This window comes from Salana multivorans (assembly GCF_003751805.1).
Taxonomy (GTDB): domain Bacteria; phylum Actinomycetota; class Actinomycetes; order Actinomycetales; family Beutenbergiaceae; genus Salana; species Salana multivorans.
Genome location: NZ_RKHQ01000001.1, coordinates 2,221,437 through 2,240,585, shown reverse-complemented (window position 1 = coordinate 2,240,585; position 19,149 = coordinate 2,221,437). Strand labels below are relative to the sequence as shown.

At 75.3% G+C, this 19,149-nt stretch carries 19 protein-coding genes and 1 tRNA gene; 9 read left to right on the top strand and 11 right to left on the bottom strand.

Translation table 11 applies throughout. The features are described from left to right. Nucleotides 1-195: 195 nt before the first annotated feature. The 5 genes from rplA to EDD28_RS09525 form a co-directional block, all read right to left on the bottom strand. Nucleotides 196-912 (bottom strand): 50S ribosomal protein L1, encoded by a 717-nt coding sequence (gene rplA / locus EDD28_RS09545; protein WP_123739390.1) that lies wholly within the window; start codon nt 910-912, stop codon nt 196-198. A 124-nt stretch (nt 913-1,036) separates the two neighbouring features. Then, complete coding sequence (gene rplK, locus EDD28_RS09540) at nt 1,037-1,468, bottom strand: 50S ribosomal protein L11 (RefSeq protein ID WP_123739389.1); 432 nt, start codon at nt 1,466-1,468, stop codon at nt 1,037-1,039. A gap of 116 nt (nt 1,469-1,584) precedes the next feature. Beyond that, nucleotides 1,585-2,370 carry a transcription termination/antitermination protein NusG gene (gene nusG, locus EDD28_RS09535; protein ID WP_123739388.1) on the bottom strand — a complete coding sequence of 262 codons (786 nt, stop codon included), beginning with the start codon at nt 2,368-2,370 and terminating at the stop codon, nt 1,585-1,587. Nucleotides 2,371-2,447: 77 nt separating this feature from the next. Then, entirely contained in the window at nt 2,448-2,693 is a 246-nt protein-coding gene (secE, locus tag EDD28_RS09530) for a preprotein translocase subunit SecE (RefSeq protein ID WP_123739387.1), read from the bottom strand. A gap of 92 nt (nt 2,694-2,785) precedes the next feature. Further along, nucleotides 2,786-2,858, bottom strand: a tRNA-Trp gene (locus tag EDD28_RS09525). A 125-nt stretch (nt 2,859-2,983) separates the two neighbouring features. On the opposite strand from EDD28_RS09525, the gene EDD28_RS09520 reads away from it, so the two are divergent. From EDD28_RS09520 to EDD28_RS09505, 4 genes are read left to right on the top strand one after another with little or no spacing between them, the layout of a single operon-like run. Further along, nucleotides 2,984-4,240, top strand: coding sequence for a pyridoxal phosphate-dependent aminotransferase (locus EDD28_RS09520; protein WP_170169418.1), 1,257 nt, complete (start codon nt 2,984-2,986; stop codon nt 4,238-4,240). 46 nt (nt 4,241-4,286) lie between these two features. After that, on the top strand, nt 4,287-4,682 hold the full coding sequence (locus tag EDD28_RS17340; protein ID WP_170169417.1) for a hypothetical protein: 396 nt from the start codon (nt 4,287-4,289) through the stop codon (nt 4,680-4,682). Continuing rightward, entirely contained in the window at nt 4,621-6,102 is a 1,482-nt protein-coding gene (locus EDD28_RS09510; protein WP_148059586.1) for a sensor histidine kinase, read from the top strand. Before EDD28_RS17340 ends, EDD28_RS09510 begins: the two co-directional genes overlap by 62 nt. Next, on the top strand, nt 6,099-6,761 hold the full coding sequence (locus EDD28_RS09505; protein WP_123739384.1) for a response regulator transcription factor: 663 nt from the start codon (nt 6,099-6,101) through the stop codon (nt 6,759-6,761). Before EDD28_RS09510 ends, EDD28_RS09505 begins: the two co-directional genes overlap by 4 nt. Nucleotides 6,762-6,942: 181 nt before the next feature. On the opposite strand, the gene EDD28_RS09500 is transcribed toward EDD28_RS09505, so the two are convergent. Together EDD28_RS09500 and EDD28_RS09495 are read right to left on the bottom strand one after the other, a co-directional pair. Beyond that, complete coding sequence (locus EDD28_RS09500) at nt 6,943-7,389, bottom strand: hypothetical protein (RefSeq protein ID WP_123739383.1); 447 nt, start codon at nt 7,387-7,389, stop codon at nt 6,943-6,945. Then, complete coding sequence (locus EDD28_RS09495; protein ID WP_170169416.1) at nt 7,386-8,729, bottom strand: phosphotransferase; 1,344 nt, start codon at nt 8,727-8,729, stop codon at nt 7,386-7,388. The genes EDD28_RS09500 and EDD28_RS09495 overlap by 4 nt, the downstream gene beginning before the upstream one ends. Nucleotides 8,730-8,808: 79 nt before the next feature. On the opposite strand from EDD28_RS09495, the gene EDD28_RS09490 reads away from it, so the two are divergent. Next, nucleotides 8,809-9,828: an adenosine deaminase gene (locus EDD28_RS09490; RefSeq protein WP_123739381.1), complete on the top strand. Its 1,020-nt coding sequence runs from the start codon at nt 8,809-8,811 to the stop codon at nt 9,826-9,828. Between the two features lie 653 nt (nt 9,829-10,481). Here the strand turns inward: EDD28_RS09490 and EDD28_RS09485 are convergent. Genes EDD28_RS09485 through EDD28_RS09475 form a run of 3 tightly spaced genes read right to left on the bottom strand, consistent with a single transcriptional unit; the run spans nt 10,482 to nt 13,100 of the window. Then, nucleotides 10,482-11,564, bottom strand: coding sequence for a LacI family DNA-binding transcriptional regulator (locus EDD28_RS09485; RefSeq protein ID WP_245967986.1), 1,083 nt, complete (start codon nt 11,562-11,564; stop codon nt 10,482-10,484). Beyond that, nucleotides 11,561-12,406 (bottom strand): pyrroline-5-carboxylate reductase, encoded by an 846-nt coding sequence (gene proC, locus EDD28_RS09480; protein WP_123739380.1) that lies wholly within the window; start codon nt 12,404-12,406, stop codon nt 11,561-11,563. Before proC ends, EDD28_RS09485 begins: the two co-directional genes overlap by 4 nt. A gap of 7 nt (nt 12,407-12,413) precedes the next feature. Then, on the bottom strand, nt 12,414-13,100 hold the full coding sequence (locus tag EDD28_RS09475) for a hypothetical protein (protein WP_148059585.1): 687 nt from the start codon (nt 13,098-13,100) through the stop codon (nt 12,414-12,416). Between the two features lie 232 nt (nt 13,101-13,332). On the opposite strand from EDD28_RS09475, the gene radA reads away from it, so the two are divergent. Both radA and disA read left to right on the top strand, forming a co-directional pair. Then, entirely contained in the window at nt 13,333-14,859 is a 1,527-nt protein-coding gene (gene radA / locus EDD28_RS09470; protein ID WP_123739378.1) for a DNA repair protein RadA, read from the top strand. Between the two features lie 10 nt (nt 14,860-14,869). Further along, nucleotides 14,870-15,943, top strand: coding sequence for a DNA integrity scanning diadenylate cyclase DisA (gene disA, locus EDD28_RS09465; protein ID WP_123739377.1), 1,074 nt, complete (start codon nt 14,870-14,872; stop codon nt 15,941-15,943). A gap of 540 nt (nt 15,944-16,483) precedes the next feature. On the opposite strand, the gene EDD28_RS09460 is transcribed toward disA, so the two are convergent. Next, the gene (locus EDD28_RS09460) at nt 16,484-17,722 is read right to left on the bottom strand and encodes an HhH-GPD family protein (RefSeq protein WP_342769933.1); all 1,239 of its coding nucleotides are present in this window, start codon (nt 17,720-17,722) and stop codon (nt 16,484-16,486) included. Nucleotides 17,723-17,743: 21 nt separating this feature from the next. Between EDD28_RS09460 and EDD28_RS09455 the strand changes: the two genes are divergently transcribed. Both EDD28_RS09455 and EDD28_RS09450 read left to right on the top strand, forming a co-directional pair. After that, on the top strand, nt 17,744-18,532 hold the full coding sequence (locus EDD28_RS09455) for a hypothetical protein (protein WP_123739376.1): 789 nt from the start codon (nt 17,744-17,746) through the stop codon (nt 18,530-18,532). Between the two features lie 78 nt (nt 18,533-18,610). After that, the gene (locus tag EDD28_RS09450) at nt 18,611-19,108 is read left to right on the top strand and encodes a hypothetical protein (protein ID WP_123739375.1); all 498 of its coding nucleotides are present in this window, start codon (nt 18,611-18,613) and stop codon (nt 19,106-19,108) included. Nucleotides 19,109-19,149 lie beyond the last annotated feature (41 nt).

Below are 19,149 nucleotides of genomic sequence, written 5' to 3'. Positions count from 1 at the left end.
GTACAGGACGCGGGAGGGTGCCCCGTCCACGGGCGTCGTCATCCGGCGGGAGGGGGCATCGGCACCACGCCGGCACCATTCCCGCGGACCCTCCCGGGGATCTCCGGCGCCCCGACCGACCCCGCCGGAACGCCCGAGGGCCCCGACCGGCGAACCGGTCGGGGCCCTCGGGGAGAGCTCGGAAAGCCCTCGAGCTCAGGCGGCGTCCTCGGCGGCGACGTTGCGCGTGCGCGTCACGTCGAGCGGGATGCCGGGGCCCATCGTCGTGGCGACGGTGCCCTTGAGCAGGTAGCGGCCCTTGGAGGAGGACGGCTTGAGACGCAGGATCTCCTCGAGCACCGCCGCGTAGTTCTCGGCGAGCTGCGCGTCGGAGAAGGAGGCCTTCCCGACGATCACGTGGAGGTTGCCGTGCTTGTCGACGCGGAACTCGATCCGGCCACCCTTGATCTCGGACACGGCCTTCGCCACGTCCATCGTCACGGTGCCGGTGCGCGGGTTCGGCATGAGACCGCGCGGGCCGAGGACGCGGCCGAGGCGGCCGACCTTGCCCATGAGGTCCGGCGTCGCGATCGCGGCGTCGAAGTCGGTGTAGCCGGCGGCGACCTTCTCGATGAGCTCGTCGCCACCGACCTCGTCGGCACCGGCGTCGATGGCCTGCTGCGCGCGCTCGCCGACGGCGAAGACGACGACGCGGGCCGTCTTGCCCGTGCCGTGCGGGAGGTTGACGGTGCCGCGCACCATCTGGTCCGCCTTGCGCTGGTCGACGCCGAGGCGGAACGCCACCTCGACCGTCGGGTCGAACTTCGCCGTCGCCGTCTCCTTCGCCAGGCGCATCGCGGCCAGCGGGGAGTAGGTGGTCGAGCGGTCGATACCGGTGGCCGCCTTGCGGTAGGCCTTGCCGTGCTTGGGCATTGCTGCTCCCTTCTCAGGCCGGGCTCGTGTGCCCGGCGGTGCAGGTGTGGTTGACGGACCGGGTGGTCCTCCCACGGTGCGTCTCACGAGGAGACGCGGGTCTTGGTGCCGTGTGGCGGGTGCCCTACTCGGCGACCGTGATGCCCATCGAGCGCGCGGTGCCCTCGATGATCTTCTCGGCGGCCGCGAGGTCGTTCGCGTTGAGGTCGGGCATCTTGGTGGTGGCGATCTCGCGGACCTGGTCGCGCGTGATCTGGCCGGCCGTGGTGCGGCTCGGGGTGGAGGACGCCTTGGCGAGGCCGGCGGCCTTCTTGATGAGCTCGGCGGCCGGCGGCGTCTTGAGGATGAACGTGAACGAACGGTCCTCGTAGACGGTGATCTCGACCGGGATCACGTCGCCACGCTGCGCCTCGGTGGCGGCGTTGTAGGCCTTGCAGAACTCCATGATGTTGACGCCGTGCTGACCGAGCGCCGGACCGATCGGCGGGGCGGGGTTGGCCGCACCGGCCTTGATCTGGAGCTTGATGTAGCCGGAGACCTTCTTCTTGGGAGGCATGTGTCTCTCCTAGGTGTGGGCCGACGCCGTGGGCGATGACCCGGTTGCAGACGCTCGCCCCGGCGGGGCGAGCGGGTCCGTCCGCGCCTGCGGGCAGGACGCGGACGGGATCCGGCTCAGATCTTGGCGACCTGGCCGAACGAGAGCTCGACCGGGGTGTCCCGGCCGAAGATCGAGACGAGGACCTTGAGCTTGGCCGACTCGGGCTGGATCTCCGAGATCGTGGCCGGCATGCCCTCGAACGGACCGTCGGTGACGGTGATGGACTCGCCGACCGAGAACGCGATCTCGATGGGCGCGCCCTTGGCCGCCGCGGTCGCCGCCTTCTCCTTGGCCTTCGTCTGCTGCGCCGGGGCGAGCATCGAGACGACCTCGTTGAGGGTCAGCGGGACGGGCGAGTGCGCCTGGCCGACGAAGCCGGTGACGCCCGGCGTGTGCCGGACCGCGCCCCACGACTCGTCGGTGAGGTCCATCCGGACGAGGACGTAGCCGGGGATCCGGACGCGCTCGACGACCTTCTTCTGGCCGCTGGCCTTGACCTCGACGACCTCCTCCATCGGGACCTCGATCTGGAAGATGAAGTCCTCCATGTTGAGCGTCGCGATGCGGGCGGCGAGGTTCGACTTCACCGAGCGCTCGTAGCCGGCGTAGGAGTGCACGACGTACCAGTCGCCGGGCTGACGCGAGAGCTCGCGGCGGAACGCCTCGGTCGGGTCGATCTCCTCCTCGGCCTCCTCGACCTCGACGGTCTCCTCGACGACGTCGGCCTCGGCGGCGTCGATCGACTCCGCGGCGGACTCGACGGCCTGCGCTGCCTCCTCCGCGACGTCGGTCTCGGCCTCGGCGGCCGCGAGCGCGACCTCCTCGACGAGCTCGTCAGGAGTCTGGGGCGTCTCGGACACGTCCGACCTGCTTTCTCTCAGTGATCCACGCGTGGGCTCGGCTGCGACACGGGCCGCGACCGGCCCGGCGAGCGACGTCAGGCCCCGAACACCTTCAGGACGAGCTGTCCGAAGATGAAGTCGATGCCGGCGACGAAGGCCATGCACACGAGCACGAACACGACGACGACGATGGTGAAGTTGACGAGCTCGTTGCGGGTCGGCGTCACGACCTTGCGCAGCTCGGAGATGACCTGCCGCACGAAGAGGGCGATCCGGGCGAAGAGGCTGGGGCGCTGCTCGCCCTTGCGCGGCTTGGGTGCAGTCGCGTGCGTCTCGCTCATGTCCCCTCCTTCGTGGTCGTGGCCGTCCGGCGCCCGAGAGGTCGGGCGCCACGGGCGTCGTGAGGACGCCCCGCGCGGGGCGATCCCTCGAGCAGGGCAGGCGGGACTCGAACCCACAACCGCCGGTTTTGGAGACCGGTGCGCTACCAATTGCGCCACTGCCCTACGGCTCGACCGGGCTCCACGACCGGGCGCACGAGGCGCGCGTCAGCGTGGTGTCCGGAAGCACCGGGGGTCCACTGTACGCGACGGGGCCCGGCAGGTCGAACCGACGTGACACGATAGGGGCCGTGACCACCGAGGCCTCCTCCTCCAGCCCCTCCGCCAGCCCGTCGCACCCGGTGCCCACGCGACGCGTGAGCTCCCGGATCGGGGCGATCGCCCCGTCCGCGACGCTGGCCGTCGACGCGAAGGCGAAGGCGCTCAAGGCGGCGGGCCGACCCGTCATCGGATTCGGCGCCGGTGAGCCCGACTTCCCGACGCCCGACTACGTGGTCGAGGCGGCCGCGCGCGCCTGCCACGACACGGTCAACCACCGCTACACGCCCGCGGGCGGCCTGCCGGAGCTCAAGGAGGCGATCGCGGCCGCGACGCTGCGCGACGGCGGGTACGAGGTCGCCCCGTCGGACGTGCTCGTGACGAACGGCGGCAAGCAGGCGGTCTACGAGGCGTTCGCGACGCTGGTCGACCCGGGCGACGAGGTCATCCTCCCGGCGCCGTACTGGACGACCTACCCCGAGACCATCGCGCTGGCCGGCGGTGTCCCGGTCGAGGTGTTCGCCGGTCCCGAGCAGGACTACCTGGTGACGGTCGACCAGCTCGAGGCAGCGCGCACGCCGGCCACGAAGGCCCTGCTCCTGTGCTCCCCCAGCAACCCGACCGGCGCCGTCTACTCCCCCGAGCAGATCGAGGCGATCGGCCGGTGGGCCCTGGAGCACGGCGTCTGGGTCGTGACGGACGAGATCTACCAGCACCTCGTGTACGACGACGCGGTGTTCACGCCGATCCTGCGTGCCGTGCCCGAGCTCGCCGACCAGACGGTCGTCCTCAACGGCGTCGCCAAGACCTACGCCATGACCGGGTGGCGGGTCGGCTGGCTGACCGGCCCGACCGACGTCGTCAAGGCCGCGACCAACCTGCAGTCGCACCTCACGTCGAACGTGGCGAACGTCTCCCAGCGCGCCGCGATCGCCGCGCTCACGGGCCCCCTCGACGTCGTCGAGCGGATGCGCGAGGCGTTCGACCGCCGCCGCCGCACGATCGTCGCGGCGCTCGACGCGATCCCGGGCGTCCAGTGCCCGACGCCGAAGGGCGCGTTCTACGTCTACCCGTCGGTCCGGGACCTGCTCGGCCGGGAGATCGACGGCGAGCGTCCGACGACGTCGGCCGAGCTGGCCGAGCTCGTCCTCGCCCGCGCCGAGGTGGCCGTCGTGCCGGGCGAGGCGTTCGGCCCGAGCGGCTACCTGCGCCTGTCGTACGCCCTCGGCGACGACGCGCTGGTCGAGGGCGTCACGCGGCTCGCGGAGCTGCTCGGCCGCGCGCGGTAGCCACCCTTCTCATCCGCCTCTCATCGCCGGTTGCGAGAATGCCGGGATGAGGGCCGGGACGAGCGCGCGGGTGCTCGCTCGTCGCGTCGCGACGGGCGGGCTCGCCCTCGTGCTGCTCGTCGCCGTCGCGTGGCTGGCCGCGACGGCCGTCCGCGCGGACCGCTCGACCGTCCCCCTCGGCGACGTGGTCGTCGTCCGCGCGCCCGGTCCGTCGCCCGCCCCGTCGGGATCGGCGTCGCCACCCCCGTCACCCGCCCCGACGACGCCCGCATCGCCGTCGCCGTCCGCCTCCCCGGCGGAGCCGGCCACGCCGTCGCCCGCCCCGACGACGCGGCCCTCCCCCGTCCCACCGCCCGCGCCGCACGACGACGACGATGACGATGACGACGATCCCGACGACGACCACGCTGACGACCCGGACGACGACGATGACGACGACTGAGCCCCGCGCGTCGATCCGGGTGCGGATCCTGCTCGCCGTGCTGGCCCTCGTCGCGCTCGCGTTCACCGGAGCCGGCGTCGCATGGTTCGCGCTCGAGCGCGAGCGCGCCGAGGACCGCATCGAGGACTCGCTCGCCCGCACCGTGACGGAGGTTCGCGCGATCGCGTCGGACGACGTCGACCCGGAGACCGGCCTGCCGTTCGCCTCGGCGCGCGCCCTGCTCTACGTCGCGCTCCAGCGGTTCGTCCCGGCCGATCACGAGGCCGCGTTCTCGATCGACGCGACCGGGGACGCCCGCCAGTACGCCCAGCTCAACCCGTTCCCGGCCCAGGACGACCCCGACCTGCTCGCCGCGCTCGCGGACGCCGCGCACCGCGACCAGGTGACGCTCGAGTCCGTCAGCACCCGCCAGGCCGACTACCGAGTCGCCGTCATCCCCGTCGCCGTCGAGCTGCCGGACGGCTCGACCGACGCCTCGGCGATGATCGTCGTCGTGGACCGCGGCGCCGAGCTGGCCGAGGTGAACCGCGCGGTCGGGCTGCTCGCGCTCGTCGCCGCGGCGGCGAGCGCCGCGAGCTGCGTCGTGGCCTGGTTCGTCGTCGGACGCGTCCTCGCACCGCTGCGCCGGCTCCAGCGCACCGCGCAGGAGGTCAGCTCGACGGACCTGTCCCGGCGCATCCCGGTCGACGGCGACGACGAGCTCGCCGCCCTCACGACCACCTTCAACGCGATGCTCGACCGGCTGGACGCGGCCTTCACGGCCCAGCGCCGCCTGCTCGACGACGTCGGCCACGAGCTGCGCACGCCGCTCACCGTCATGCGCGGCCACCTGGAGCTCATGGACGCCGGCGACCCGGCCGACGTCGAGGCCGTGCGCGGGCTGGCGCTGGACGAGATCGACCGCACCGACGCCCTCGTCGACGACCTCGTCACGATCGCGCGCGCCGGCCGGCCCGACTTCCTGCGGCCGGCGGCGGTCGACGTCGCACTCCTGACGGACGACGTCCTCGCGAAGGCCCGCGGGCTCGGCGAGCGCCGCTGGCGGCTCGACGCGCTCGCCGAGGGCGAGGCGGTGCTGGACGCGCGCCGGGTCACGCAGGCCCTCCTCCAGCTCGCCGCCAACGCCGTGCGCTACTCCGAGCCGGGCAGCACGGTGGCCGTCGGCTCGCGCCGGCGGGAGGGCGACCTCCTCCTGTGGGTGCGCGACGAGGGCGTCGGCATCTCGCCGCAGGAGACGCGTCGGGTGCTCGACCGGTTCGCGACGGGCGCCCACGCCACCCGCGAGAGCACCGGCCTCGGTCTCGCGATCGTGCACTCGATCGCGCTCGCGCACGGGGGCGACGTCGAGATCGACTCCGAGCCGGGCGCCGGGACGACCGTGACGCTCGTGCTCCCGCTGACGGGAGGAAGGCCGACGTGACCGCGATCCTGGTGGTGGAGGACTCCGAGCGCATCGCCGCGTTCGTCGCGAAGGGGCTGCGCGCCGCCGGCTTCACGCCGACGATCACGGCGAGCGCCCGTGACGCGTTCGACCTGGCGGCCTCGGGCGAGTTCGACCTCATGGTGCTCGACCTGTCGCTGCCCGACGGTGACGGCCTCGACGTCGCGCGCCGCCTGCGGGCCGCGGGGGCGGAGCTGGCCATCATCATCCTCACGGCGCGCGACTCGGTCACCGACACCGTCGCCGGCCTGGAGGGCGGCGCCGACGACTACATGGCGAAGCCGTTCCGGTTCGAGGAGCTGCTCGCCCGGATCCGGCTGCGGCTGCGCACGGGTGCCGCCGGGGACTCCCGGAGCGACGTGCTGCGACACGACGACGTCGAGCTGGACCTGCGCTCGCGCCGGGCACGGGTCGGGGACCGAGAGGTGGAGCTGTCCGCGCGGGAGTTCGCGCTCGCGGAGACGTTCCTGCGCCACCCCGGGCAGGTGCTGAGCCGGGAGCAGCTCCTCTCGCGGGTGTGGGGGTACGACTTCGACCCCGGGTCCAACGTCGTGGACGTCTACGTGCGCTACCTGCGCCGCAAGCTCGGGGCCGAGCTCGTCACGACCGTGCGCGGCGCGGGATACCGCCTGGGCTGATCCGGCCGGGGGGCTGGCGGGCGCGCGTCGGGTCGTCGGTCCGTGGGTCGAGAGGACGGCGAGGTCCCCGCCGCGCGTGGGGGAGCAGCGGGGACCTCGGTGGCCGGGTCGCGACGACCCGGCCACGGCCCAGGGCGGGCCGTTGTCGGCCGTCCGGAGTCCGTGGACGGCCGGCGTCCGGTCAGTCCGCCGACTGCGGGCTGACGGGTGACGCGGGCGACGCCGGGGTGGCGGGCGACGGCTGCGTGACGGGCGAGACCGGGCTGACCGGCGAGGCCTGCGTCACGGGCGAGGCCTGCGTCACCGGCGAGACCTGCGTCACCGGCGAGGCCTGCGTCGTCGGCGAGACGACCGATGGCGCCGTGACCGTCGTGATGGCCGAGCTCGCGCCGACGAACGCGGGGTCGCCGACGGCCGGGGTCGCGGTGACCCCGGGGGTGGCGACGGGAGCTGGCGTGGACGGCGTCGGCTCGGGCAGCGCCGGCGTCGTCGTGGCGCTCGACTCGGGCGTCGTCGTGACCGCCGGGCCGAGCGGCGTCGTGCCGGGGTCGGCCGCGGCCATGACCGAGCCGCCGACCACACCGGCGGCCCCGAGGGCGCCGGCGACGATCCAGGTGGTGCGCTTCATCGTTCTTCCTCCTTCTGTGACGGCCCCACCGGGGGCGGCGGGACGGGACCGAGCAGTCGCTCGGCCAGATCGAGCACGTCGGACGCGCGGTGCGCGAGGACGGGCACGAGAGTGAGCAGCACGGCGGCGACGCGGGCCCGCGTCGCCGCGAGCACCCCCGGGTCGTCCGTCGGCACCTGGGACCACCAGCCCGCGAGCGCCTCACCCGCGCCGGGGTGGTCGAGCGCGAGGATCTCGGTGTGCGCGAGGAGGCAGGCGTCGTCGTCGACGAGGAGCCCGGTCCCCGCACGGTCGAGGTCGAGGTGACCGGCGACGTCGCCCGACTCCGTCAGCAGCACGTTGCCCGGGTGCAGGTCGCCGTGGACGAGGCCGGTCGCGCCGACGGCGTCGCGATGACGACGCCAGGAGCTCCCGGCGCGGGCGGCGAGCACGGCCAGCCGCGCGTGCGTGGCCGGGGTGAGCACGCCGCGTGCCGCGTCCACCTGGGTCGGGAGGGTGTCCGCCCAGGCCTGCACCGCCGGCGGACCGGGCGGGGTGGGCGTCATGTCGGCGGCCGGCTCGACCGACCTGGCCGATCCTGCCGGCCGGGGCCGCAGCCGCGCGAGCGGCGGCACCGGAGCGCCGGCGACCAGGCGGTCGGTGAGCGGCACGCCCGGCAGCGCGGTCAGCGCGAGGACGCCGGGGCCGAGGCACTCCACCGCGCCGGGCGCCTCCTCGACCAGCTCGTGCCGTGCGCGGAGCCCGGCGAGCCGCCGCGGGGCGACCACCTTGAGGTAGGCGAGCGCCGAGCCGTCGGCTGCGGTCACGCGGACCACGGCCCGGCGCAGCGGCCGGTAGGTCACGACCTCGAGGCCGGCGGCGTCGGGCAGCGCGGCCCGGACGGCGGCGAGGGTGCAGGCGGCAGCGAGGCCCGGCAGCTCGGGGTCGGCCGGGTGGCGCCACACGGCGACCGAGTCGGAGCGGGTGCCGGTCTCGTCCTCCGCGACCGCGACTCCACCGGGCCGGGAACCCGCGCGCCGGTCGTCGTCCTCGTCGCCGGCCTCGGGAGCTGGCCGCAGGAGCGCGGCCCGGCCCGCGTGCGCCGCGGCGATCGCGACCGGCGCGTCGGACGCGACGAGGTAGTCGCGCCGGGGGCCGAGGTCCGTCGAGTAGGCGACGTCGAGCCCGACGCTGAGGTGCCCGGCCCTCGGCTGCACCCGGTCGACGCGCACCGTGAGCCCCTCGGGAGCTCGACCCGGCCGGTCGTCACCCCCGAGACCGAGCGCCGCCGCGACGAGCGTGCGCGCGCCCGCGGCGTCGGTGCCGGAGTACGGCACGAGGAGTGCGGCGAGCGTCGTCATGTCTCCACTCGACACCCGGCGGGTGAGGTCCGCGTGAGACGCGGATGAGAGCCGTCTCATCAAGTGCGAGACTCGCGTGATGCGTCCCCTGGCCCGGCTCCCGAAGGCGCACCTCCACCTGCACTTCACCGGGTCGATGCGCCAGGCGACGGTCGTCGAGCTGGCCGCGGAGGCCGGGTTGCGCCTGCCGGACGCCCTGCTCGACGACGCGCCGGACGTGCCCCAGGACGTCCGCGGCTGGTTCCGGTTCCAGCGGCTCTACGACGCGGCCCGCGCCGTCGTGCGGAACGAGAGCGCCATGCGTCGCGTCGTCCGCGAGGCCGTGCTCGACGACGCGGCGGAGGGCTCCCGGCGGCTCGAGCTCCAGGTGGACCCGACCTCGTACGCGCCGTACGTCGGCGGCCTCACGCCCGCGCTGGAGATCGTGCTGGACGAGGCGCGCGCGGCTTCCCGGGACACCGGCCTGTCGGTCGGGATCGTCGTCGCCGGCTCCCGGATGCGCCACCCGCTGGAGGCCCGGACGCTGGCCAGGCTGGCGGCGCGCTACGCCGGGGACGGCTCCGGGGACGTCGTCGCGTTCGGCCTGTCGAACGACGAGCGACGCGGCGACACCGCCGAGTTCGCGCCCGCGTTCCGGATCGCGCGCGACGCCGGGCTGCCGGGTGTCCCGCACGGCGGCGAGCTCCTCGGCCCCGAGCACGTCCGCGAGGTCGTCGAGAAGCTGCGGCCCGTGCGGCTCGGGCACGGCGTCCGCTCGGCCGAGGACCCCCGGCTGCTGGCCGAGCTGGCCGAGCGCGGGATCGCGGCCGAGGTGTGCCCGGCGTCCAACGTGTCGCTCGGCGTCTACCACGAGGCCCGGGCGGTCCCGCTGGACGCGCTGCGCGCAGCGGGCGTCCGGATCGCGCTCGGTGCCGACGACCCGCTGCTGTTCGGCTCCCGGCTGGTCGAGCAGTACGAGGCGGCGCGGCACGTCCACGCGCTCGACGACGACGCGCTCGCCGCGCTGGCGCGGGACTCGATCGAGGCGTCGCTGGCCCCGGAGCAGGACCGGCGCGCGTGGCTGCGCGAGGTCGACGAGTGGCTGGGACTGCCCGGCTGACGAGCGCTGAGATGGGGCTAGGGCTGGCCGCTGAGGCGTCGGGGAGCCTGGCTCCGGCTCGACCGGTCCGGGGTCTCGCGGTGGCCACCGTGGGGCCGAGCCCGCAGGGCCACCAGGCCACTCCGTGGCCAGCACGACGCCCACGTCCACCGACACACCGGATCACCCCCACGACCCGACCCGCCCGGGGCCACGGCGCGCGTCGAGGTCAGCTCGTCGGCATCGAGCCGTGCCACTCCGGCGCCGCAGCCACCGCGGCGCAGGGTCCGGTGTCTAGGGCGGGGAACCAGGCCCCGGGTTGACCGTCCGGCGTCTCGCTGTGGCCACCGTGGGGCCGGGTCCACAGGGCGACCCGACCACTCCGTGGCCAGCAGGACGCCCACGTCCACCGACACACCGGATCACCCCCACGACCCGACCCACCCGTGGCCACGGCGCTTCCGGAGACCACGGCGACGACGGGCGCGGTCGGACCCCACGATCGCGGTGGTCACGTTCGGGGCTGGCCCAGCAGTCAATCGCCACGGACCGCCCTCGGGTCCGGCCCGCGCCTCGCGAACCGACGCGGCGAGTCGGGCGTCAGCCCGAGCCGCGACGGGGGGCGTCAGCCAGCGCGCGGCGGGGCGGTGCGTCAGCCCACGCGCGGCCGGGCGTCAGCCAGCGCGCGGCGGGGCGGTGCTCGCCCGGACGACGAGCTCCGGGACCGTCGTCGGCGCGGTCGGCGCCCGCTCGGGGCCGCCGGCCGCGGACCCGTCGGTCCGCGACGCGGCGTCGCCGCCGGGAACCGCCACGAGCACGCGCTCCATGACGAGCCCGGCCAGGGCCTCGAAGTCCTGCCGGACGGTGGTGAGCGGCGGGAGGAAGTACCCGGTGCCCTCGATGTCGTCGAAGCCCGTGACGCTCACGTCCCCGGGCACCGCGACACCGCGCTCGGCGAAGGCGCGGAGCAGCCCGAGCGCCATCTGGTCGTTCGACGCGACGATCGCCGTCGGCCGGTCCGGGTCGTCCGCGAGGCGGAGGCCGAGCCGGTAGCCGGCCTCGGCACTCCAGTCGCCCTCCCACTCCGCGGCGGGCTCGAGACCGGCCTCAGCCAGCTCCTCCCGCCAGCCGCGGGCGCGCTCGCGCGCGTCGAACCAGTCGCTCGGGCCGGCCAGGTGGGCGATCCGGGTGTGCCCGAGGTCGAGCAGGTGGCGCGTGGCCGCACGCGCGCCGGCCGCCTGATCGACGGCGACGACGTCGAACCGCTCGGTCGGAGCGACGCCGGCCGCGACGAGCACCAGCGGCGCGCGCGAGTCGATGTCCGCGAGCGCCTCGACCACCGAGACGCGCGGCGCGATGACGACGACGGCCTCGACGGCCTGGGTGTCGAGGCCCGCGAGTGCGGCATCCAGCTCGGCCACCGGCGGGGTGCCGGGGGCCTCGTCCGCCCCGCGGCGCACGGCGCGCACGTGGACGGCGTACTCGCTCCCGCGCGCGGCCTCCTCGATCGCCAGCAGCGTCGACATCGGACCGTACTTCGCACTGCCGCTGGTGACGACGCCGAGCAGGCCCGACCGTGCCGTGACGAGCGCCCGGGCCAGTCGGTTGGGCCGGTAGTGGAGCTCGGCCATGGCCGCGAGCACGCGCTCGCGGGTCGACTCGCGCACGCTCGGGTGGCCGTTGAGGACCCGCGAGACCGTCTGGTGCGAGACCCCGGCGAGCCGGGCGACGTCCGTCATCCCGGCGGGCCGGCTCATGACGGGCTCTCGAGGCCCGCGGCGAGCTCGTCAGCGCGGTCGCTCGCCGCCCGCACGGCGGCGACGTAGGCGGCGCGGACCGCGCGGTCGTCGAGCACGCCGAGGGCGGCGAGCGTCGTGCCCCCCGGCGAGGAGACCGCCTCTCGCAGCAGGGCCGGGTGCTGCCCCGACCGGGCCGCGTACGCGCCCGAGCCCGAGACGGTGTGCGAGGCGAGCTGGAGCGCGAGGGCGCGCGGCAGGCCGAGCGCGGTGCCGGCCTCGGCCAGCGCGTCGATCATCGCGAACACGTAGGCGGGTCCCGAGCCGGACAGCCCGGTGACCGCTGACTGGAGGTCCTCCGGGACCTGGACGACGAGCCCGGTACCCGCGAACAGCCGCGAGACGAGGTCGAGCCGGTCCTGACCGACCCCGGCCCCCGGCGAGATGGCGCTCACGCCCTGGCCGATCGTCGCGGGCGTGTTCGGCATCACCCGGACGACGCCGACCCCCTCGGGGAGCCGGGCGGCGAGCCACTGCGTCGGCAGCCCGGCGGCGATCGACACCACGAGCGCGTCGTGGTTGACGCTGTCACCCAGGCGGGCGAGGAGGTCGGCCGCGTGCTGCGGCTTGACCGCGACCACGAGGACGTCCGCTCCGGTCGCGGCCGCGACGGGGTCGTCGTGCGCCTCGACCTCGATGCCGCGCTCCCCCGCCGTCTCGGCGACCGACGCGGCAGCGGACCGCGCCGACTCCAGCCGCAGGTCGAGGACGGCCACGGCGCCGTCGCGCAGGTCGTCGGCCGCCACGAGCGAGGCGAGGACGGCGGTCCCCATGACGCCGGATCCCAGCAGTGCCACTCTCATGACGACCTCACATCCCGAACGCGTCGTAGAAGGGGAGCCCCATCCCGGGCGGCGCGGTGACCGTGAACAGGACCGAGCCGTTGGTCCACACGACGCCCTGCGACGGGACGTCGCCCGCGAAGTCGCGGACGGTCACGTGACCGACGACCTCGCCACCGACCAGGACGTCCTCGTCGCGGACGGTCTCGCCCGCCTGCTGCACGTTGCCGGCCGCGGTCGCGGCCTGCTCGGGGCTGCGCCACAGCGACGCGCCCAGCGTCAGCTCGTTCTCGCCGTCCGTGTAGGTGAGCTCGTAGGCCTCGACCGGCACGCCGTCGGGGTTGAGCACCGCCGCGAGCTCCCCCGGGTCGAGGACCGTCTGGCCGGTGACCGACCAGCGCAGCACCGTGTCCGGGATCGCGGCGAGCAGCTCCGTGCTCTTGTCCCGCTCGACCGGTGCGATCGTCGACGTCGGCGTCGGGCCCGTGACGGTCGGGCCGGGGACCGGCGGCAGCACGACCGGGTCGGGATCGGGTCGCGTCTGCAGCCAGACGATCAGACCGAGTGCGACGACGATGACCCCGACGAGGACACCGATGACGATCTTGCGACGCTTCGCTGCGGCGGCCCTGGCGTCGTCGCTCCAGGTGCGCTCCTGCGTCGCGCCGTCCGCGGCGGCAGGCGTACCCGCCGTCGCCTCGGTGTCCTCACTCATCTGGCTCTCCTGCCTCCCGCGCCCGACGACGCCGGTGCGCCGCTGACGTGCGTCGTCCCGAGCGTAGCGAGCGCGACCGACGTCCACGGGGTTCATCCACAGGCGTCCGGTCTCCGATCGTCGATGTCGGACCCGGCCCCTAGTGTCCTTGGCAGTGGTTCCGCGCGGCGGCCGGTCGGATGACCGGCGCGCGGGGAGCCGGACGAGTCGGATCGGCGGGAGGAGGAGCTCGATGGCCAGAGCAGCCGGAAGGACGGTGCGCGCGGCGTGGTCGTGCTCGGAGTGCGGGTGGAGCACGGCGAAGTGGGTCGGGCGGTGCGGGGAGTGCCAGGCGTGGGGAACCGTCGTCGAGTCGACGTCCGGATCGGGTGGCGGGCTCGGCGGAGCGGCCGGCCGCGCGACGACGGCGACGGCCCCGCGCACGGCCGCGCGCCCGATCGGTGACGTCGAGCTCGCGCTCGTCGCGCGCCGCTCGACGGGCGTGAGCGAGCTCGACCGCGTGCTCGGCGGCGGGATCGTGCCAGGAGCGGTCATCCTGCTCGCCGGCGAGCCCGGGGTGGGCAAGTCGACGCTGCTGCTCGACGTCGCGGCGCGCTCCGCCGACGCCGGGACGCGGGTGCTGTACGTGACGGGCGAGGAGTCCGCCGCGCAGGTCCGGCTGCGGGCGCAGCGCATCGGTGCGGTCCGGCGCGACCTGCTCCTCGCGGCCGAGGGCGACCTCGGCGCCCTCCTCGGCCACGTCGCGGACGAGGACCCGGGGCTCCTGGTCGTGGACTCCGTCCAGACGATCGCGTCGAGCTCCGTCGAGGGCAGCGCCGGGGGCGTCGCCCAGGTCCGCGAGGTCGCGGCCGCCATCATCGCGACGGCCAAGGAGCGCCACCTCCCCGTCGTCCTGGTCGGGCACGTGACGAAGGACGGCGGTATCGCCGGACCGCGCGTGCTCGAGCACCTCGTGGACGTGGTCTGCCAGTTCGAGGGGGACCGTCACTCGCGGCTGCGGATGGTCCGCGCCGTGAAGAACCGGTACGGACCGACGGACGAGGTCGGCTGCTTCGACCTGTCCGACGCCGGCATCGTCGGGCTCGCCGATCCCAGCGGTCTCTTCCTGTCCGAGCGGGGCTCGCCCGAGCCCGGCACGTGCGTCACGATCGCGCTCGACGGCGCGCGCCCGATGCCCGTGGAGATCCAGGCGCTCGTCGCGTCGAGCGCGGCGCAGCACCCGCGGCGCGCCACGGCCGGCGTCGACTCGGCCCGCGTCTCGATGGTCCTCGCCGTGCTGGAGTCGCGGCTCGGCGTGCGCACCGGCGGGCAGGACGTCTACGTCTCGACGGTCGGCGGCGCGCGGGTGCAGGAGCCGGCGGCGGACGTGGCGCTCGCGCTCGCGCTCGCGAGCGCGACGACGGCGACGCCGCTGCGCGAGGGTCTCGTGGCCGTGGGCGAGGTGAGCCTGACCGGCCAGCTCAGGCCGACGGCCGGACTGGAGCGTCGCCTCGCGGAGGCCGCGCGGCTGGGGTTCACCGCCGCCGTGGTGCCGGCCGCCGGGGCGGACGGGCTGCGCGTGCCGGCGGGGATGACGGTGACCCGCGCGGCCGACCTCTCCCAGGCCTGGCGAGCCGCGAAGGACACGCTGCGCGACCCGGCGTTCACGGCCGTCGTCGAGGAGGAGCTGGCGAGGGCAAGGGCGCAGCGCGTCGCGGCCGGTCCGCCGGACCCGACGTCGCCGTCGGTCACCGCCGGCGGGACCGGGCACGACCACTAGGGTTGTCGGCATGTCCGAGTTCCTCGCCAGCCCGTCCGGTCGCGCCATCCTGCGCGCGATCGCGCCGGGCACGGCGCTGCGCGACGGGCTCGAGCGCATCCTGCGCGGACGGACCGGCGCCCTCATCGTCGTGGGCTACGACGACGTGGTCGAGTCGATCTGCTCGGGCGGGTTCGAGCTCGACGTCGCCTTCTCCTCCACCCGGTTGCGCGAGCTGGCGAAGATGGACGGTGCGGTGGTCCTGGACGACTCGGCCACGCGCATCCTGCGCGCCGCGGTCCAGCTCCTCCCCGACGCATCGATCGAGACGTCCGAGTCCGGGACGCGACACCGGACGGCCCAGCGCGTCGCCGTGCAGACCGGCTTCCCCGTCATCTCGGTGAGCCAGTCGATGCGGATCGTCGCGGTGTACTACCGCGACGACCGGTACGTCGTCGAGGACTCCGACGCGATCCTGTCCCGCGCGAACCAGGCGCTCGCCACGCTCGAGCGGTACAAGGCCCGCCTCGACGAGGTGAGCCAGACCCTGTCGGCGCTCGAGATCGAGGACCTCGTGACGGTCCGGGACGTCGCGACGCTGGTCCAGCGGCTCGAGATGGTGCGCCGCATCTCGCTCGAGATCCGCGGCTACGTCGACGAGCTCGGGGCCGACGGGCGCCTGCTCGCGCTCCAGCTCGACGAGCTGGTCGGTCCGTCCTCACCGGACCGCGAGCTGGTCGTCCGGGACTACCTCGACGAGCGCCGGGACCTCGACGAGGCGCTCGCCGCGATCGAGGCGCTCGACTCGACGGCGCTCATCGACCTCGCCCTCACCGCCCGCATCCTCGGCATCGGCGGGGTCGGGGGCGACGTGCTCGACGCGGCCACCTCCCCGCGCGGCTACCGGATGCTGTCCCGGATCCCGCGCATCCCGCGGGCGATGGTCGACGCGGTCGTGGCCCACTTCGGCAGCCTGCAGAAGATGCTGGCGGCCTCGGTCGAGGACCTGCAGGTCGTCGACGGGATCGGCGCGGTGCGCGCGCGGTCCGTCCGAGAGGGTCTCTCGCGCCTGGCCGAGACCTCGCTCATCGACCGCTTCATCTAGCCCGCCACGGCTCGGACGTCGTCGGTCCGCTCGCCTCAGCTCGACCGTCTCGGCCCGGTCGTCGTCGGTCGGGCGTCTCGGCCCGGTCGTCGTCGGTCGGGCGTCTCGGCCCGGTCGTCGTCGGTCGGGCGTCTCGGCCCGGTCATCGTCGTCGAGCATCTCGGTCCGCTCGCCTCTGCTCGGTCATCGCCGGCCGGGCGTCACGGCCCGCTTGTCTCGGCTCGACCATCGTCGGTCGGCGTCCCGCCTCGACCGTCACGGCTCAGGCGTCTCGGCTCGTCATCGTCGGTCGAGCCCGTCCGCGCGTCCGGCCGGCACACCCGGCGCATCGTCGACCGACGCACTCGTCACGCCACTCGGCGCGCCGCCGGCCGGCGCACTCAGCGCATCGCTGCCGGGACGGGCGCCCGCGCGCCGGCTCCTCGATGCCCGCAAGTCTCGCGACCCGCGACCTCCGGGCGACAGCCCCGCCTCGCCACCCCCGCGTCACACCGCGGGCCACAGCCCCGCGGCCGTCGCACCGGAGGCCACGCCCCGGCCTCACCTGGGAAGCGCGTAGCCGACCGGCGGCACACCGGCGTCGCCCGGCTCGCCGGCCGCCACGGCCCGACCACCCGCATCCTGGTCCGCGCCCGCGTCACCGCCGACGCGCACGGCGAGGCCGTCCGCGACGAGACCCGCGAGCGCCCGGGCGAGCTGCTCGGGCTCGATCCCCGCGAGCTCCGCCTCGATGTCGCTCAGCTCGACCACGTCGTCACCGGCCCGGCGCAGCAACGCCATGACCCGCCCACGCACCTGCCGGTCCGATCCGTGCCACGCCTGGGTCCGGCGACGTCCCGCGTGCTCGTCCCTCGGGTACCCGGCCGCCCGCCAGGCGCACCAGTCGCGGACGGGACACTCGTCGCACGCCGGCGCACCCGCCGTGCAGACGAGCGCGCCCAGCTCCATGAGCGCCACGTTCCACCGCGCGCTCAGTCCCGGCTCCTCGGGCAGCACCGTCGCGGCCCGGCGACGCTCGGCCGCCGTCAGGGTCGGCGGCGGCAGCGCCTCGCCGCCGAGCAGACGGCCCAGCACCCGTCGCACGTTGGTGTCGAGCACGACGGCGCGCCCGCCGTACGCGAACGCGACGACCGCGGCCGCGGTGTAGTCCCCGACGCCGGGCAGCGTCCGCAGCTCGGCCTCGCTCCGCGGCAGCTCGCCGCCCCAGGCCTGCGCGACGACCGCGGCGCACTCCCGCAGCCGCAGCGCCCGGCGCGGGTAGCCGAGGCGGTCCCACGCGCGCAGCACGTCGGCGACGGGCGCCGCCGCAAGCTCGGCCGGTCCCGGCCATCGCGTCAGCCACTCCCGCCACCGGGGCGCGACCCGCGCGACCGGCGTCTGCTGCGACATCACCTCGCTCACCAGGACGCCCCACGCCGTCGTGCCGGGCTCGCGCCACGGCAGGTCCCGCTCGTGCACGGTGTACCACGCGAGCAGCCGCTCGCGGATCGCGGCAAGGACGTCGCCGACGGCACCCGCCGCCGCATCGCCACCCGCCGAACCGCCGACCGCCGCAGAACCGCCGACCGCCATCGGGCCTATCGCCGCGTGCGGAGCACCGGTCGGCTCGTCCGCCGCACCCGCCGGACCTCCGCCCCGCGCACCCGCGACCACACCCGGTTCAGCCGCTCCCGCGCCCAGCACCCCCACCGCCGGGTCCGTCGCGATCGGGTCACCGCCGGCCGTCCCGGCAAGGTCGGGGACGGGCGCGGGCGGCGTGGGAGACGGGAGCGTCGACATGGCCCGCCTATCCTCACACTCGTGCCCGATCGTCGTCCGCCTGCCTCCGGCTCGGGACGAGGCGGACCCCGGCGACCCGCGTCCGGCCGGCCCGGAACACCGTCGCGGGGCGGCTTCCCGCGCCCGTCCACCCCACCCACCCGCCCGAGCGCCGGCACGTTCCGGCGTCGCCGGCTGATCGTCCTGGTCGCGCTCCTTGCCATCCTCGGCCTCGGTGTCTGGGGGATCCTCGCGCTCGTCGGCGGCGGCTCGCCCTCGACGACGCCGAGCTCCCCGACCGACCCCGGGACGTCGACGGCACCGACGCAGGAGCCGTCCCAGGACGGGCAGGACGGGACCGACGAACCGTCGCCACCCCCGTCGCCGACCCCCTCGAAGACGGAGTACCCGCTCGGTTCGACGCCGCCCCCGCCCGGCGCCTGTGCCCCCGACGGCGCGACGCTGACCGTCACCGCGCCCGAGCGCGTCGAGCCCGGCGACAGCGTGACGGCCGCGATCGAGGTCACCGTCCCCGCCGAGGCCGAGCCGTGCCTCGTCGATCTCGGGGCCGACGCCCTGACCGTCGCGGTGTACTCCGGCGAGGACCAGCTCTGGTCCTCGGCCGAGTGCCCGTTCGACCCCGCATCCCGCCGCCTGCTCCTTCCCGCCGGCGGCACCGACGACGCGAGCGTCACGTGGAACGGCCACCGCTCCTCGGGCGGCTGCGGCACCGACGGCGACATCGCGGCGCCGGGCACCTACCGGGTCGTCGTCACGCACACGCTGGACGGCGCGAGCGTGGTCGGCGAGGCGACGTTCCTCGTCGAGTGACGCCCGAGGCGAGCAGCCGGCCGACGTCGTCGGCGGGTTGACCGTCCGCGCGAACCCCCGGCCGCCTAGGTTTGGAGCGTGAGCGAGCAGAGTCCTGGCGCGGGCCCCGTCGTCGTCGACCCCGAGGTCCGAGCCGCCCTGGCCCTGCGCGCCGTCACCACGGCGGTCGCCGTCCTCGCGGCGACGGCCGTGGGCATCGGGCTGATCGCGGCCGGCACCGCCTCGATGGCCCGCGTCGAGGAGGGCGGCGAGGGCGCGCAGGTCGTCATCCCCGGCATCAGCGTGCTCATGGTCGGGCAGCTCGTCGCGCTCGTCGCGACCGGGCTCGCCGCGTGGGTGCTGGTCCGGCTCGTGCGCCGCCGCGTCCCGGAGCCGGATCGGGCGCTCGAGGGACTGTCCCGCGCGCTCGGGCTGTGCTCGCGCGTCGTGCTCGCCGGCTGCGTCCTGGTCATCCTCGTCTGGGTGTTCGCGCGCCCGTCGGCCGCCCTCTCGGCGGTGATCGGTGCACTCGTCTCGGCCCAGGTCGCGGTGGTCTTCGGGGTCGTCCGCGGGATCCTGCAGCGCGCCCGCACCTAGGTCAACCGCCAGCCAGCACGCGTCCCCGCGCCTGGGCCCTC

What these genes read in the sequence shown, in the direction of transcription:
- EDD28_RS09490 (WP_123739381.1), top strand. Translation starts at nt 8,809, where the DNA reads ATGCGTCCCCTGGCCCGGCTCCCGAAGGCGCACCTCCACCTGCACTTC.
- disA (WP_123739377.1), top strand. Translation starts at nt 14,870, where the DNA reads ATGTCCGAGTTCCTCGCCAGCCCGTCCGGTCGCGCCATCCTGCGCGCG.
- secE (WP_123739387.1), bottom strand. Translation starts at nt 2,693, where the DNA reads ATGAGCGAGACGCACGCGACTGCACCCAAGCCGCGCAAGGGCGAGCAG.
- EDD28_RS09460 (WP_342769933.1), bottom strand. Translation starts at nt 17,722, where the DNA reads ATGTCGACGCTCCCGTCTCCCACGCCGCCCGCGCCCGTCCCCGACCTT.
- proC (WP_123739380.1), bottom strand. Translation starts at nt 12,406, where the DNA reads ATGAGAGTGGCACTGCTGGGATCCGGCGTCATGGGGACCGCCGTCCTC.
- EDD28_RS09510 (WP_148059586.1), top strand. Translation starts at nt 4,621, where the DNA reads ATGACGACGATCCCGACGACGACCACGCTGACGACCCGGACGACGACG.
- EDD28_RS09475 (WP_148059585.1), bottom strand. Translation starts at nt 13,100, where the DNA reads ATGAGTGAGGACACCGAGGCGACGGCGGGTACGCCTGCCGCCGCGGAC.
- EDD28_RS17340 (WP_170169417.1), top strand. Translation starts at nt 4,287, where the DNA reads ATGAGGGCCGGGACGAGCGCGCGGGTGCTCGCTCGTCGCGTCGCGACG.
- EDD28_RS09500 (WP_123739383.1), bottom strand. Translation starts at nt 7,389, where the DNA reads ATGAAGCGCACCACCTGGATCGTCGCCGGCGCCCTCGGGGCCGCCGGT.
- rplA (WP_123739390.1), bottom strand. Translation starts at nt 912, where the DNA reads ATGCCCAAGCACGGCAAGGCCTACCGCAAGGCGGCCACCGGTATCGAC.
- rplK (WP_123739389.1), bottom strand. Translation starts at nt 1,468, where the DNA reads ATGCCTCCCAAGAAGAAGGTCTCCGGCTACATCAAGCTCCAGATCAAG.
- radA (WP_123739378.1), top strand. Translation starts at nt 13,333, where the DNA reads ATGGCCAGAGCAGCCGGAAGGACGGTGCGCGCGGCGTGGTCGTGCTCG.
- EDD28_RS09495 (WP_170169416.1), bottom strand. Translation starts at nt 8,729, where the DNA reads ATGACGACGCTCGCCGCACTCCTCGTGCCGTACTCCGGCACCGACGCC.
- EDD28_RS09485 (WP_245967986.1), bottom strand. Translation starts at nt 11,564, where the DNA reads ATGAGCCGGCCCGCCGGGATGACGGACGTCGCCCGGCTCGCCGGGGTC.